We start from the raw sequence: 13,136 nt of genomic DNA, 5'->3' as shown, positions 1-13,136 counted from the left end.
AGAATGAACAAGAAATTCAAAGGCTGGGCCATACTGATTGCAATGACAACCTCGCTTACCGCGATTCTGTCGGCGTGTTCCTCCGGCGGAAATGATAGCAGCACCGGAGCGTCGGGCAGCGCGTCCCCGTCCTCATCGGGAGGCTCCGGTTCCGTGACAGAGCTGACACTGTGGCATATGGAAGAGCCGCCCAACCGGGTAGCCCGGTTCAAGGAGATCATCGATAAATTCAACGCCTCCCATCCCGACATCAAGATCACGCCCCAGGTTCAGAGCTGGGATGACGCCTATTCGAAATTCCCCGCCGCCATCCAGGCCGGCAACGGACCCGATCTGCTGTTCACCATTCCCGATTACACTACCTTGATCAAGGAGCTTGGCGTCGTGCAGCCGGTTGACGACATCGTGGCTTCCCTGAACGAGAAACACAAATTCTCCCAGTCCTCGCTCGCACCGTACCAATATGAGGATCATACCTGGGCCGTACCGGTGTTCGGAATGGTTCAAGCGCTCTGGTACCGCGCCGATCTGTTCAGCGCAGCCGGACTCCAGCCGCCCAAGACCTGGGATGAGCTGAAGCAGGATGCCGAGAAGCTGACCAAGGACAGCACTTACGGCATTGCACTGCCGGCTTCGAAATCGATGGCGACGGATCAGGTGCTGTACAGCTTCATGATCACCGCCGGAGCCAAGAGCATTCTGAGCGGCGACAACAAAGTCACCTTCGACAACGAGAAGACGGTCAAGGCTTACCAGATGTACAGCGATCTGCTGAAATTCTCTCCGCCGGACAGCAATACGTATACATGGGGCGAGCCGCAGGCGCAGTTCAACGCCGGAACCGCAGCCATGGCGATTGAGAAAGGCCAATATCTCTCCACCTTCGAATCCGAATCCGGCCGCCCGGCCAGCGATCTTGGCGTCGTGCCGATGCCGGTCGCAGACGGCGGGGAAGAGGGCAGCATCTACTACTCCAACGGCATTATGGTTCTGACGGACGACGCCAAGAAGAAGGAAGCCATTACCGAATTCTTCGATTACCTGTTCGAGCCCGAAACTTACGGCAGCTTCGTCAACGCCGAGCCCGGCCTGTTCCTGCCGGTAACGGAAGACGGCAGCAAGGCCGACAGCTTCTGGAATGATCCGGTGATCAGCAAGTACAAATCGCAGGTTCAGGTTCTGATCGACGCGGCCGGCAAAGGCGCCCTGTTCGGCTTCACCGACGGCGTATCGAGCAAGATCGGCAAGGTTGCCGGACCGAACTATATCGCGCAGACGCTGGAGCAGATCACGAGCAAAGGCATGTCTCCTGCGGATGCCGTGAAGTGGGGACAGTCCCAGATTGAGGCCGCTGTGAAGTAAATCTGCCTTATCTTGGCACACACGGGCGGGAACACTGTTCCCGCTCCGTTGTGGCAGGAACCTGTGAACCGGAGAAATCCTAAAGATCCGTTCCAGAGATAAAACGATACATCATTACAGCTATAAGCTGCGTTTCGGGTTCCTCTTGCCATTTGGCGGCCCCGAAGCTCAAGTCTCCGCCGTCTGCGGAGGAATACAGAGGGGTGAAGTCATGGAAGTGCTGGGCAAAAAAAATATAGCGGCCAAGCTGGTGCCCTACCTGCTGGTCGCGCCAATCGTTATATGGATTATCGTCACCATATTCATCCCGCTTCTGAGCATTGTCCGGGAAAGCTTCTACAATACGGGATTTGTCGGAACCAAAGGCTCTTATGTCGGGTTCGACAACTACCGGGAAGCCCTATCGTCACCGGCATACTGGACCGCCTGGCGCAAAAGCCTGATCTGGGTGCTGGGCAATGGCATTGCGCAGACCGTGCTGGCTTTCGTCATCGCGCTGCTCCTCAACAAGCCGGGGCGCTTCAAGAATTGGGCGCGGACCTGGATGATCATTCCCTGGGTCATACCGACCATCGTGGTCACGATTTTCTGGCAGTGGATATTTAACGGTTCCTACGGCATTTTGAATCATGCGCTGAAGTCGCTTCACCTGATCGACAAGCCGGTCAATCTGATCGGCGACAATACATGGTCGCTGCCGATTACGATTTTTATCAATACCTGGCACTGGTTCCCCTTCATGGCGGTAATCGTGCTGGCGGGGCTGTCCACTATTTCGCATGAAATCTATGAGGCAGCGGATGTCGACGGCGCAGGCAAGTGGCAGCAGTTCTGGACCATTACCTTTCCATCGCTTGGTCCCATTACCTTCGCGCTTGGCGTCGTCGGCACCCTGTGGTCGTTCAATATATTCGACACGATTTATATTTTGACCAAAGGCGGACCGGCGGGAGCGACAACCACGGTGCCGGTGTTCATTTACCAGCAAGCTTTCGAGTCGTTCCAGATCGGCAAGGCTTCGGCCACCTCGATCATTACGGCGGCGTTCCTGATTGTGTTCGTCACCGTGTTCATCAAAATATCAGGCCCGAAGGAAGATTAGCAGGCCTTTATCAATTCCGAAAGCAGGTGGCTCCTACATGAAAGCGGTCCGTTCTCTTTTCGGCATCGTTATCGCATTTCTGATCGTATTTCCGTTCTATTGGGTGGTGATCTCCTCTTTCAAGCCCGCAAGCCAGATCCTGAAGCCGGACCTGTTCCCGAAATCATTCACGGTGCAGTCCTACCGCGAGCTGCTGGAGCAGACCTCTTATCTCACCAACCTGGGAAACAGCGTCTGGGTGGCAATAGGGACCATGCTCTGCTCGGTGCTTATCGTCATTCCGGCGGGCTACGCCATCTACCGGATGAAATTCCCCGGGCGCAAGCTGGTCTCCCGGCTCATTCTGGCCACCTACGTATTCCCGGGCACACTGCTGCTGGTCCCCGTATACCAAATGATGTCGAACATTCACCTCGTCGATTCGCTCTGGGGATTGATCGTCATCAACGTGACATTCGCCGCTCCGTTCTCGGTGTGGCTGATGCAGGGCTTCTTCGATTCCGTGCCGATCGCGCTTGACGAAGCGGCGGCAATCGACGGTGCAGGGCGGATGCGGACGCTGGTGCAGATTATTCTGCCGCTGATCGGTCCCGGCATCGCGACGATTTCGATTTACGCGTTCATCACTTCCTGGACGGAGTTCGCTTTCTCCTCCGTGCTTATTTCCAGCGACGCGCTCCGCACGCTGCCCATTGGGCTGAACGCCATTATGGGACAGTACACCGTACGGTGGGGCTGGACAACCGCCGGCGCCGTGCTGACGCTGCTGCCTGTCGTCGTCTTCTTCGCCTTTGTCGGCCGCTTCTTCGTCAAGGGGCTGACGGCCGGGGCGGTGAAATGAGACGGCTTGCGGGGGATGGCTGCCTGAGCCGGCGGAAGCTGCTGAACAGAGGAAGCAGTGACAGGAGTAGTTAGTAGTAAGAGCAGTACGGGCAGCCCAAGCAGTCAGAGGAATATGTGCAGACAGAGAACGGAGAGAACGGTGAGAAGTGATCGCTTCGGGATAAAAAAGATGCTGGCTAGACGCCATAACAGGGAGGTGCTGCGATGCGGATAGGACTCATTGGCGCCGGGCGGTTCGGGCGGCTTCATCTCCGGGTTCTGCGCCAGATACCGGGCGTCACCGTGGCGGCAGCCGCCGATGTGAACCCGGAGACGCTGCGGGCGCTGGGAGCCGATTTCGGCTTCGCACCTGAAAGCTGCTTCGCAGATCCGGCGGAGCTGCTGCTGCGGGACGATCTCGATGCGGTCGATATCGTCTCGGACGAGAGCTCGCACGGCCCGCTCGTGCTCGAAGCGCTCCGGCGCGGCAAGCACGTCATTGTTGAGAAGCCGCTGTCCGTCAAGGCGGACGAGGCCAGGGCGATTCTGGCGGCGCAGCAAGCGTCCGGCCGGCAGGTGCTGGTCGGGAACATATCGCGCTTCAGCCAGCCCTACTATACGATCAAGCGGAGCATCGAAGCCGGAAGGCTGGGTCGGATCGCAGCGATCCGCAGCAAGCGCGATTTCAGCCGGAGCTGGTTCCACGGCTTCGGGAACCGGGTGCATCCCGTCTATGAATCGGGTGTGCATGAGCTTGATCTGATGGTGTGGTACGCCGGCTGCCGGTGCATCCGGGTATCCGCCATGGAGAGTCATCCGGGCGGCTATACTTATCCGGATTTGTTCTCGGCGGTGCTGGAATTTGAGAACGGCATAATCGCTTCGCTGGATTCCGGCTGGATGGTTCCGGGAAGCGCCCCGCAGAACCTGACCGAGACGCTGGAGCTGGACGGGACGATCGACGCCCGGATCGAGGTGATCGGCGAAGCCGGGACGGCCAGCTATCAGCTCGCCCATTCCGGCCTGTCCCTCTGGCTGCAAGAGGGCATTCAGCAGCCGGAGACAACACTCTGGCCGACGGCGCATGACGGGATCGGCGGGGCGATCCGGGCCGAGCTTGAGCATTTCGCCGCCATGATCGGCGGAGGTAAGCCTTCGCCGGTCATGCCGCTTGAAGATTCGGTGCATGTGCTGGAAATCGCCGACGCCATAGCGGAGTCGGCCCGGACCCGGCGCATGGTTGAAATTCCGCCTTGGCGGCAATGAGAGTCGTCCGGAGCATCGGGCTCCGTTCAATCCGGCAATCGGACTATCAGGCGCAAGCAAGGCTCGGGGCATCAGGCGTTCAGAGTCCGGAACATATACGGGAAATGAGGGATAACCTATGAAGGAAGCCTCCACCATTGCCGAAAGACTGAAAGAGCTGAATATAGAAATTCCGGATGTGCCGCCCAGGTTTCAGTTCGTTCCCGGGGTTCAGGCCGGCGAGCTGCTGTTCATTTCGGGGCAGACGCCCGAGATAGACGGGGTCATGCACTATGTTGGTCGGCTCGGTGCGGACATGGATGTGGAGACAGGGAAAAAAGCCGCCAGGCTCGCCGCGCTGAACTGTCTCGGCGAAATCCAGGCGGTGCTTGGATCGCTGGAGCGGGTGCAGCGGATCGTGCGCGTAATCGGCTATGTCCGCTCGGCGGAAGGGTTCGGCGAGCAGCCGCTCGTTATTAACGGCGCCTCCGAGCTGTTGATCGAGGTATTCGGCGAAGCCGGGCGCCACGCCCGGGCGGCGCTGGGGACGAGCGAGCTTCCGTTCGGCGCTCCCGTGGAGCTGGAGATGATTGTGCAGGTGAAGCCGTAGGATGAGGATTTCGGACGATATTTATCTGGTTGGGAGCGGTCGTCTGGGCTTCGATTGGACGCATGAAGCCGACTGCAACCTGTACCTGATCGGCACGGGCAGCGGCGGTATTCTGATCGACAGCGGGACAGGGCTCGAGACGGAGCAGATCGTCCGCCACATCGGCGCCTGCGGCTTTGAACCGGGTGAAATTACGCATATTCTGCTGACCCATCTTCATGCGGATCATTCCGGAGGCGCGGCCGAGCTGAAGCGTATCACCGGGGCTGAGCTATGCGTGCTGGACACGGCGGCACCGTCGCTTGCGGCGGCCGACGAGGACGCCATCGACCTTCCGCAGGCGAGGGCGGCGGGCTTTTATCCGCCCGATTACCGCTGGCAGCCCTGCATCCCGGACATTCTGCTGAGTGACGGCGCAAGGCTGCACATTGGGGAGTGCACCTTCACCGCGCTGCATACGCCGGGACACTCCGGCTATGATATGTGCTTCTACATGGAGAGGGGAGGACGGCCGCCGGTTCTCATCAGCGGAGATACGGTGATGTACGGCGGCAGAATCTCCATGCTGGGCACATCCGACTTTCGTCTGGACAAGCTGAAGGCCAGCATCGGACGGCTCGCCTTGCTGTCGCCGGAACTGCTGCTGCCCGGACACGGCCAGCCGGCGCTTGCGAGAGCCGCATGGCATGTCCGGAAGGCAGACGACATTTTCGGCCGGCTGGGGATACCGGACAATATCGGATAATGAGAAGAACAAGAGTGACGCCAAGGGGGCGGAGACTCTGTAAATAAAGCGGCGTGTTGCGCTGCCAGTGTCAGAACCAGAATCAGAACGAGAACCAGAACGAGAATCAGAACCAGAACCAGAACCAGAACCACAAGACGATAACAGGCTTTAACGAGTACCAGATAACCGACCGAGAGAGGGGACTTGCATTATGACTGTACTCGCGGATGAATTTGTTAACCGGATTATTGCACAGATTGAGGTGGTGAAGGCTCAGGAGCAAGGCAGCATCGGCACCGCCGCAGAATGGATCGCGGAGGTGATCGCCCAGGGCGGGCTGGTGCATTTATTCGGCTGCGGCCACTCCCATCTGCTGGTGGAGGATTTGTTCTATCGGGCGGGCGGAATGGTGCCCGTCAACGCCATCTTCGAGACCAGCGTCATGCTGCATGAAGGGGCGGTCAAGAGCTCGAAGATTGAACGCATGCAGGGCTATGCGGAGCATATTCTGGACAACTACACGGTTGTGCCGGGCGAGGTGATGATCATCATCTCGAACTCTGGCATCAACAGCCTGCCCGTGGAGATGGCACAAGCCGCCAAGACGAAGGGACTCAAGGTTATCGCCCTCTGCTCCTCATCGTATTTCACGGACCCGCCGCGCCACCCGTCCGGCGTCAGACTTGCGGAAATCGCCGACCTGGTGATCGACAACCATCTTCCCCATGGAGACGCGCTGGTGCAGATTCCTTCCTCAACGATGAAGATGTCATCCGGTTCCACGGTTGTCGGCAGCGTCATCCTCAATATGGTCATGGCCGGCGCGGCGGAGAAGCTGGTGGAGCGCGGCATTGAGCCGCCGGTGTTCGTCAGCGGCAATATCCCGGGCGGGGCCGAACGGAATCTCGGCTATATCGAGCAGTACCGGAGCCGGATCAAGCATCTGTAAGAGACGGATGGGCAAAGGAGTGAAACAAGATGGCGGAAGAGAGATTGCTGCTCGGAATTGATATCGGATCTACGGCGGTCAAGGCGATCCTGATGACGGCGGAAGGCGTCATCGCCGCCTCCGCGTCGGCGTTGACCGAGACGCTGACTCCCCGGCCGGGCTGGGTCATGCAGGACCCGGACATCTGGAGAACGGCTGCGGTCCGTGCCGTGAGGGAATGCCTTGCAGCGGCAGGCGGCAGGGAAATCGCTGCTCTGTCTTTCTCGGGGCATATGAGCGCCGCGGTGCTGCTGGACGAAGATAACCGGCCGGTGATGCCGAGCATTCTCATCGCTGACGGGCGTTCCTCCGAGGAGACGGCCTATCTCCGCAGTCAATTCGGCGCCCGGATGAAGGCAATGACCGGCAATGAGCCGATCGACGCTTTTGCGGCCTCGAAGCTTCTATGGATCAAGCGCCATCACCCGGAGGAGCTTGAACGAACGAGGGCGATCCTTTTTCCCAAGGATTATGTCCGCCTGCTGTTCACGGAGTCCATCGCCACCGATTATACCGATGCCGGCAACAGCCTGCTGTTCGATCCGCGCCGCAAGGCGTGGGATACGGAGCTGATCGCCGAGCTGGGACTCTCCCCCGGCTGCTTCCCCGTCCTTCACGCTTCCGCCGATGTTGCCGGGCGCGTTGGGGCGGAGGCGTCCCGGCTGACTGGTATTCCCGAGGGAACGCCAGTCATCGCAGGCGGAGCCGATATGGCTTGCAGCCAACTGGGAACGGGGGCGGTGGAGCTGGATGTTCTGGCTATTACGCTGAGCACCTCGGCCCAGGTCGTCCGGAGCGTCGGCGAGCTGCCCGGGGAATCGCCCGGAGGCGTAACCTACCATCCTTCCGCATTGCCGGACACGATGTACGCGATGGGGAGTATTTTTACAGGAGGTCTGGGCGTCGATTGGGGATACCGGCTGCTTACGGGCAAGAAGACGATGGGCGAAGACGATTATGCGCAGCTGTCGGCCTGGTCGGAGAAGATGGAGGGTATTCCTCCGGGCAGCGGGGGCCTGCTGTTCCTTCCCTTCCTGGGGGGCAGCGGAACGCCCTATTTCGACCCCAGGGACCGGGCGTCCTGGCTCGGGCTGTCCACCGGGCAGGATGAATCGGTGCTGCTGCATTCCATTATGGAAGGAGTCGCCTACAATATCCGGGAGAGCATGGAGATGTTCGAGTCCGCAGGCGGCGAAATCAGGCGGATTCAACTCGGAGGCGGGGGCAGCCGGAATGCGGTGTGGTGCCAAATGCTCGCCGATGTTCTCGGAAAGGATGTGCAAGTCCTGCGGACCCGTGATGCTGCTGCGGTGGGAGCCGCGTTGCTGGCCGGCGCGGGAGCCGGATGTTTCAGATCGCTGAAGGAAGCGGCCAAGAAGCTGGCCGATGGTGATCGGACCTTGCAGCCGTCCGCGTCCAGGCATGAGGCGTACAACGGGCTTTACGAACGCTACCGCCGGATTTACCCTGCGCTCAACGCCTATTACCGGGGCGACTGACCGGACGGCTTGATTCGCTAAGGGCGGATTTCCCTGGGAACAGCGATCGCCTCGCGAAGACTTTCTTGTTCTGTTCCTGAATTCCTTTATAATGGGAACATCAAGCAGAGGGGCTTCCGGACCGCCCAAGGGAGAGAATTATGAAGGGTAAAAATGTGCTTGCCGTCGCCGTCTCGATCCTGCTGATTGTCATCAGCAGCCAGATCCCGTCGGAGAAATCTGCCATGCTCGGCGTCGTTCAGCAGCTTCTGCTCGGCGTCGGCCTGATCGGCTGCCTGCTGGCGATGTGGAGATTCATCAAAGGCGGGAAGAAGAGCTGAAGGCTATGGCTACGGCCTGAACAAGCAAATGGTGTCCTGCCGTCATCACTGATGGCGGAGGACACCATTTTTGGTTCCTTGCGAATAAGGCTTAAGATGGATGCTGAGTTTGAAATATGAACGTATCGCACACTTTGGCGTCACATAACAACTGAATATGATGGTATCGGTATGAATATCGATGTGCTTTTCACGGACTGCTTACCGAAGGAAAGGCGCCTGTGCGTGGTGCGGCTCTTTTAAGACAAGCTCTCCAGAGCGGATTCCTTAACCGGCTTCTGCAGGCGGTGATGAAGGAAGTAATAGAAAATCAACGCCAGCGAAGTGATGAGGCCTGCGCACAGATACATCGTGCGGTAATCGGTCTTGGCGGCGACGATGCCGAGCAGATAGGAACCGAGTCCGAAGCCGAGATCGAACAGCACGAAATAAGTGCTGGTGGCCAGCGCGCGCCGATGCATCGGAGCGGACTGGATGGCCAGCGTCTGGAAGCTCGGCAGGATGGCACCGTACCCGAGGCCGACCAGACCGGCAGTTGCCAGAAAAGCGGGGGCCGTCGTAGCCTGGCTCAGCCAGAGCATGCCGATCATGAACAGCAGGATGCCGGGATACACGAGAATATGCGCGCCTTTCCGGTCGTACAGACGTCCGGTGAAGGGGCGGGAGATCAGCACCAGCGCCGCGAACACGATGAAGAAATAGCTGGCGACATTCCCCAGCCCTATCGATTTGGCATAGACGGAAATAAACGTCGACATGGAGCCGTAGGCAAAGGCCAGGACAAAGCCCGACAGCGACACCGGAATGGCTTTAAATTCGAAATACCGCCGGATATTCCAGCTGCCGAGTGTGTCCGGCCGAGGGACGTGGGCAGGAATTTGAGCCAACAGGCCAAAGACTCCGGCAAGCACGGCGAAGACGCTGATCGCAGCGAACAGGACCCGGTAGCTCAGGTATTCGGTAATTGTCAGGCCGATATAAGGGCCGATAACCATCGCGAGGCTCATGAACAGCGTGAAGTAGCCGATCCCTTCTCCCTTGCGCTTCTCCGGAATGAGATCGAGCACGACGGCCGAGGTGGAGGTGGCGGCGATGCCGAAGGAGATGCCGTGGACGAAGCGCAGCGCGAGCAGCGCCCCGTAGCTGTGCACCAGCAGGTACAGCACGGAGCAGACGGCGAACAGCAGCAGCGAGCCCGCGATAAGGCCCTTCCGGTTTATTTCGTCCAGCCAGCGACCCGTAAGCGGACGGACGATGACGGCGGCGATGACGAATACGGTCGTCACTAGCCCGATATTTTGCCCGCTTCCCTTAAGCTCTCCCAACACGAAGGAAGGCAGTGTCACGACAAGAATGTAGAAGGTGGTAAAAATAAAAAAACTGCTGAAGCATATCGACAGAAAATGACGGTTCCACAAACGCTCTTTCTCCAAATTCCTCGCTTCTTTCTCTATAAATAGTTGTTATGACAAGTATATCAGAAATAGCGATCTTGTCAAATTGACATTTTCCATAAACAAGCTTCCAGGATTGCTCAGGACCGATCAGCGGAAGAATGAAAACGGGCTATCTGATTCTATTATCTACACCGTTATTCGACCCAAAGACAACAAGGCTCTGTTCATCTCGATTCCGCGTGATTCATACACAGAAATTATAGGAGCGGATAAGGTTAAAGGCGCGCGGAAAAATACGAAGATCAATGCCGCACATTCGTATGGCGGTCCGCAAATGGCTGTGGATACCGTTGAAAATTTGTTGAATGAGCCTGTAAATTACTATGCGACTATTAATTTCAATGGACTTGTGGAAGTCGTGGATGCCGTTGGGGGAGTAGAACTTCCGGTAACCAAGCTTCTTGAGAATAAAAACCCGCTGCATGAGAAGCTCAGGGTTGAACCCAATAAACCGATCTATTCCGGAAAAGAAGCGTTAATGTATGTCAGATACCGCGAGGACTCGGATTTTAATCGAACAGAGCGGCAGAGAATTTTTCTTAAGGCAATGCTGGAGCGGATGAGAAAGCTCAACAATTTAGCCAATATCCCCAAAATCATCGAAATGGCCGGAGAAAATTTCAAAACCAACATGAAGCCGGAGTTTGTTCTGGCTCTTGCCCAACAGGCAATACTTGAAGGGAGCTCGCCTGCAATTACAAGTCATATGCTGCAAGGGGAAGGCAGGAATACAGATCAATGGTATTACATTCTGGATGAGAACGATGTCAAACATACGCATGATGTGATCGGGCAATGGCTTGATCCCGAAGCAACAGAGTCAGAGTTAGCAGCGACATTTAGCAATTGAATAATAACCTCCTCGTCTCGATAAAAAAAGGATTGACCCTGACACCAGTGTCAGGGTTTATAATAACCGTATCCTGATCGATTGCTTATCGCATTGCTCAGGAATTGTTCGCAAGATGCCGTTTGCCTGGCGCAGGTTGAGGCATGAAACGGCATTCGCATCCCAACATTCTCATTGAATCCGGAGAGAACTGTTATGAAAATAAGCGAGCTCGCGCAAAAGACCGGCGTCAGCGTCCGGTCGCTGAGATACTATGAACTGCAAGGTCTGCTTGTCCCGGTCCGTCAGGCCAACGGTTACCGGGAGTATTCGCCGCTTGCCGTGGAGACGGTGGAGACAATCAAGCTGTACCTGAATCTGGGATTGTCAACGGAGGAAATCGCAGGGTTTCTGAACTGCGTTCTGAAGAACAAGGAGGCATTTTGCACGGAAGTGATGCCCCTTTATGAATCGAAGCTTGCCGATATTGAGCGCCAGCTGCATCAGTTGACGCAGATCAAGCACAATCTGGAAGAGCGAATAGCCTCCATCCGGAAGGAACAGGAGGAATCAAGGGAAGGATGATGGACAAATGGCAATTCAACATGCGGAAAGTGCCGAAGGGCTGCGGGAAAAAGTAAAAAGCGGCGGTCTCGTTCTGGTCGATTATGGCGCGGAATGGTGCGCGCCCTGCCGGAATCTGACGCCGATTCTGGAGGATCTGTCCCGGGAATACAACGGCGCGGTATCGGTCGTGAAGGTGGACTGCGATGAGCTGCCCGAGCTTGCAGCCGAAGCGGGCGTTATGGGGCTGCCGACCGTCGTCGTCTACAAGGGCGGACAGCCTGTGGAGAAGCTTGTCGGTCTGAGTCCTAAGCCTGTCTATACCGGCGTAATAAGCCGTTATTTGAGCTAAGGGGCAGGGCGGGCCGCAAGGGGCCGAGGCATATTAGGCCAGGTCTCATGAAGCCAAACGGGCATTGGACAAATACATGCAAGGCTGGAGCGATCAGGACTGAGGCCCGCAGGGCCAGGTGCCGGAGAGCACGGTTATAAACAATAAGGCGGAGGAACGTTTAGCGGCGTTCCTTCGCCTTGTTTTGTCTATAAATCGGCGGCTGACACCCGAAAGCGATTAACTTCCCCGGATAGCGGCTCCAGCCTCAAGCCATCTGCTCATAGCCTAGCCGTCTGAACAACCTGTAAGGATAAAATGGATGCTTGCTCCTTCAACGCTCTGGCTGTGGCGGCTCCTGGGCCAGTCCGCTGCCCGGAGATGGCGAGAAGGGAATGATTGTATTGTTCCGAAGCGCGTCTTCAAGCTCATCGTGAAGCGAATGCAGGAACTTGTCCCAGGCTTTGGGCGACACCTCCAGCTCGTCTGGTTCCAGCTTGCTCATCGTCTTCAGCATTACGTGCTTGTCGGTGATTTCTCCGAGCTTGGATTGAATCTCTTTATAGATTTCTTCGTATGCGTAGAATTTCCGGTCCAGCGCAAAGGACGCCGCGCCTGCCATATAGCGGATGCGTTTGGCGATAATACGCAGCCGGTGAAGCTCGTCCATCGCTTCCCCGGAATCCGCTTGTGCTCCTCTAAGAATCTCCCGGCAGCGCTTTTTCTGCTGCTCGAAGGCAACCTCCAGCTCGCGCAGGGAAATGTTGACGTCCTTATTCTGAAGGAGAGAAGGCAGCTGCTCCTTCACAAAGGCGTTCCATTTGATGTCCTGCCCGCTTTCAAGCAGGGGCGGCAGCTTCTTGGACAGCTTGCGCCGCATAGACTTGCGCTCGGCCTTCTGGCGGCGGAGGACCGCCTTTAGCACCTTGGCGGTTTTGCGTTCGCCGTCCTCTTGAGCGGTCTTGCGGCGCATGCGGAGGTCCGGGATCAGCACATCGGCATCCCTGACCTTTCCCAGCGCCTTCTGCGTGCGTTTGAAGTCTCCGCGAAGCCCGGTCACGTCTTCGGGATTGAGAAACGAGAGGAGCGTGAGCAGCTTCCGGCTGCCTACGCGCGCCTGATGAACGGCCTCTTTGTCGTAGTCCTCCACTGCCTGACGCCCATATTGGAGAAACTCGTCGTACAGCTCCGTCAGCGCCTGCTCCCATTGCTCCGCTCCTTTGGTCCGCGTACTTTGGATGGTTATGCCGGTTGTCATTGGTATCACTCCTAAATGGATG

The 13,136-nt window shown here is 57.4% G+C and carries 14 protein-coding genes; 12 read left to right on the top strand and 2 right to left on the bottom strand.

What is annotated here, in order from left to right; genetic code table 11:
• The first annotated feature begins 3 nt into the window (after positions 1–3).
• From KIH86_RS10060 to KIH86_RS10020, 9 genes are all read left to right on the top strand, one after another.
• Entirely contained in the window at positions 4–1,362 is a 1,359-nt protein-coding gene (locus KIH86_RS10060; protein WP_223084298.1) for an ABC transporter substrate-binding protein, read from the top strand.
• 211 nt (positions 1,363–1,573) lie between these two features.
• Complete coding sequence (locus KIH86_RS10055) at positions 1,574–2,464, top strand: carbohydrate ABC transporter permease (protein WP_223084297.1); 891 nt, start codon at positions 1,574–1,576, stop codon at positions 2,462–2,464.
• A 37-nt stretch (positions 2,465–2,501) separates the two neighbouring features.
• Positions 2,502–3,305: a carbohydrate ABC transporter permease gene (locus KIH86_RS10050; RefSeq protein ID WP_223084296.1), complete on the top strand. Its 804-nt coding sequence runs from the start codon at positions 2,502–2,504 to the stop codon at positions 3,303–3,305.
• 206 nt (positions 3,306–3,511) lie between these two features.
• Positions 3,512–4,552, top strand: a complete 1,041-nt coding sequence (locus KIH86_RS10045) for a Gfo/Idh/MocA family protein (RefSeq protein ID WP_223084295.1) — start codon at positions 3,512–3,514, stop codon at positions 4,550–4,552.
• 118 nt (positions 4,553–4,670) lie between these two features.
• Positions 4,671–5,141, top strand: a complete 471-nt coding sequence (locus tag KIH86_RS10040; RefSeq protein WP_223084294.1) for a RidA family protein — start codon at positions 4,671–4,673, stop codon at positions 5,139–5,141.
• Between the two features lies 1 nt (position 5,142).
• Positions 5,143–5,886: an MBL fold metallo-hydrolase gene (locus KIH86_RS10035; RefSeq protein WP_223084293.1), complete on the top strand. Its 744-nt coding sequence runs from the start codon at positions 5,143–5,145 to the stop codon at positions 5,884–5,886.
• 193 nt (positions 5,887–6,079) lie between these two features.
• The gene (locus KIH86_RS10030) at positions 6,080–6,817 is read left to right on the top strand and encodes an SIS domain-containing protein (protein ID WP_223084292.1); all 738 of its coding nucleotides are present in this window, start codon (positions 6,080–6,082) and stop codon (positions 6,815–6,817) included.
• Positions 6,818–6,846: 29 nt separating this feature from the next.
• The gene (locus KIH86_RS10025) at positions 6,847–8,355 is read left to right on the top strand and encodes a xylulokinase (protein ID WP_223084291.1); all 1,509 of its coding nucleotides are present in this window, start codon (positions 6,847–6,849) and stop codon (positions 8,353–8,355) included.
• Between the two features lie 140 nt (positions 8,356–8,495).
• Positions 8,496–8,675 carry a hypothetical protein gene (locus KIH86_RS10020; RefSeq protein ID WP_038693385.1) on the top strand — a complete coding sequence of 60 codons (180 nt, stop codon included), beginning with the start codon at positions 8,496–8,498 and terminating at the stop codon, positions 8,673–8,675.
• A 239-nt stretch (positions 8,676–8,914) separates the two neighbouring features.
• Here KIH86_RS10020 and KIH86_RS10015 read toward each other — a convergent pair whose 3' ends face one another.
• A complete protein-coding gene (locus KIH86_RS10015) occupies positions 8,915–10,108 on the bottom strand; it encodes an MFS transporter (protein WP_223084290.1) in 1,194 nt (397 codons plus the stop codon).
• 67 nt (positions 10,109–10,175) lie between these two features.
• Here KIH86_RS10015 and KIH86_RS10010 point away from each other — a divergent pair, with 67 nt between their 5' ends.
• From KIH86_RS10010 to KIH86_RS10000, 3 genes are all read left to right on the top strand, one after another.
• Positions 10,176–10,982, top strand: a complete 807-nt coding sequence (locus KIH86_RS10010) for an LCP family protein (RefSeq protein ID WP_223084289.1) — start codon at positions 10,176–10,178, stop codon at positions 10,980–10,982.
• 195 nt (positions 10,983–11,177) lie between these two features.
• A complete protein-coding gene (locus tag KIH86_RS10005) occupies positions 11,178–11,546 on the top strand; it encodes a MerR family transcriptional regulator (protein ID WP_038693389.1) in 369 nt (122 codons plus the stop codon).
• Between the two features lie 7 nt (positions 11,547–11,553).
• Positions 11,554–11,877: a thioredoxin family protein gene (locus tag KIH86_RS10000; protein WP_223084288.1), complete on the top strand. Its 324-nt coding sequence runs from the start codon at positions 11,554–11,556 to the stop codon at positions 11,875–11,877.
• 313 nt (positions 11,878–12,190) lie between these two features.
• On the opposite strand, the gene KIH86_RS09995 is transcribed toward KIH86_RS10000, so the two are convergent.
• Complete coding sequence (locus KIH86_RS09995) at positions 12,191–13,114, bottom strand: CHAD domain-containing protein (protein WP_223084287.1); 924 nt, start codon at positions 13,112–13,114, stop codon at positions 12,191–12,193.
• Positions 13,115–13,136 lie beyond the last annotated feature (22 nt).

Origin of the sequence: Paenibacillus sinensis, assembly GCF_019904155.1 — a bacterium.
In the GTDB taxonomy this organism is placed as follows: Bacteria; Bacillota; Bacilli; order Paenibacillales; family Paenibacillaceae; genus Paenibacillus_AQ; species Paenibacillus_AQ sinensis.
Note: the sequence above shows the minus strand (reverse complement) of the source record. Positions and strands in the feature narration are given on the sequence as shown.

Excerpts from the sequence above, each read along its gene's own strand:
- KIH86_RS10060 (WP_223084298.1), top strand. The coding sequence starts at position 4 with ATGAACAAGAAATTCAAAGGCTGGGCCATACTGATTGCAATGACAACC.
- KIH86_RS10000 (WP_223084288.1), top strand. The coding sequence starts at position 11,554 with ATGGCAATTCAACATGCGGAAAGTGCCGAAGGGCTGCGGGAAAAAGTA.
- KIH86_RS10045 (WP_223084295.1), top strand. The coding sequence starts at position 3,512 with ATGCGGATAGGACTCATTGGCGCCGGGCGGTTCGGGCGGCTTCATCTC.
- KIH86_RS10005 (WP_038693389.1), top strand. The coding sequence starts at position 11,178 with ATGAAAATAAGCGAGCTCGCGCAAAAGACCGGCGTCAGCGTCCGGTCG.
- KIH86_RS10035 (WP_223084293.1), top strand. The coding sequence starts at position 5,143 with ATGAGGATTTCGGACGATATTTATCTGGTTGGGAGCGGTCGTCTGGGC.
- KIH86_RS10030 (WP_223084292.1), top strand. The coding sequence starts at position 6,080 with ATGACTGTACTCGCGGATGAATTTGTTAACCGGATTATTGCACAGATT.
- KIH86_RS10050 (WP_223084296.1), top strand. The coding sequence starts at position 2,502 with ATGAAAGCGGTCCGTTCTCTTTTCGGCATCGTTATCGCATTTCTGATC.
- KIH86_RS09995 (WP_223084287.1), bottom strand. The coding sequence starts at position 13,114 with ATGACAACCGGCATAACCATCCAAAGTACGCGGACCAAAGGAGCGGAG.
- KIH86_RS10055 (WP_223084297.1), top strand. The coding sequence starts at position 1,574 with ATGGAAGTGCTGGGCAAAAAAAATATAGCGGCCAAGCTGGTGCCCTAC.
- KIH86_RS10040 (WP_223084294.1), top strand. The coding sequence starts at position 4,671 with ATGAAGGAAGCCTCCACCATTGCCGAAAGACTGAAAGAGCTGAATATA.
- KIH86_RS10020 (WP_038693385.1), top strand. The coding sequence starts at position 8,496 with ATGAAGGGTAAAAATGTGCTTGCCGTCGCCGTCTCGATCCTGCTGATT.
- KIH86_RS10025 (WP_223084291.1), top strand. The coding sequence starts at position 6,847 with ATGGCGGAAGAGAGATTGCTGCTCGGAATTGATATCGGATCTACGGCG.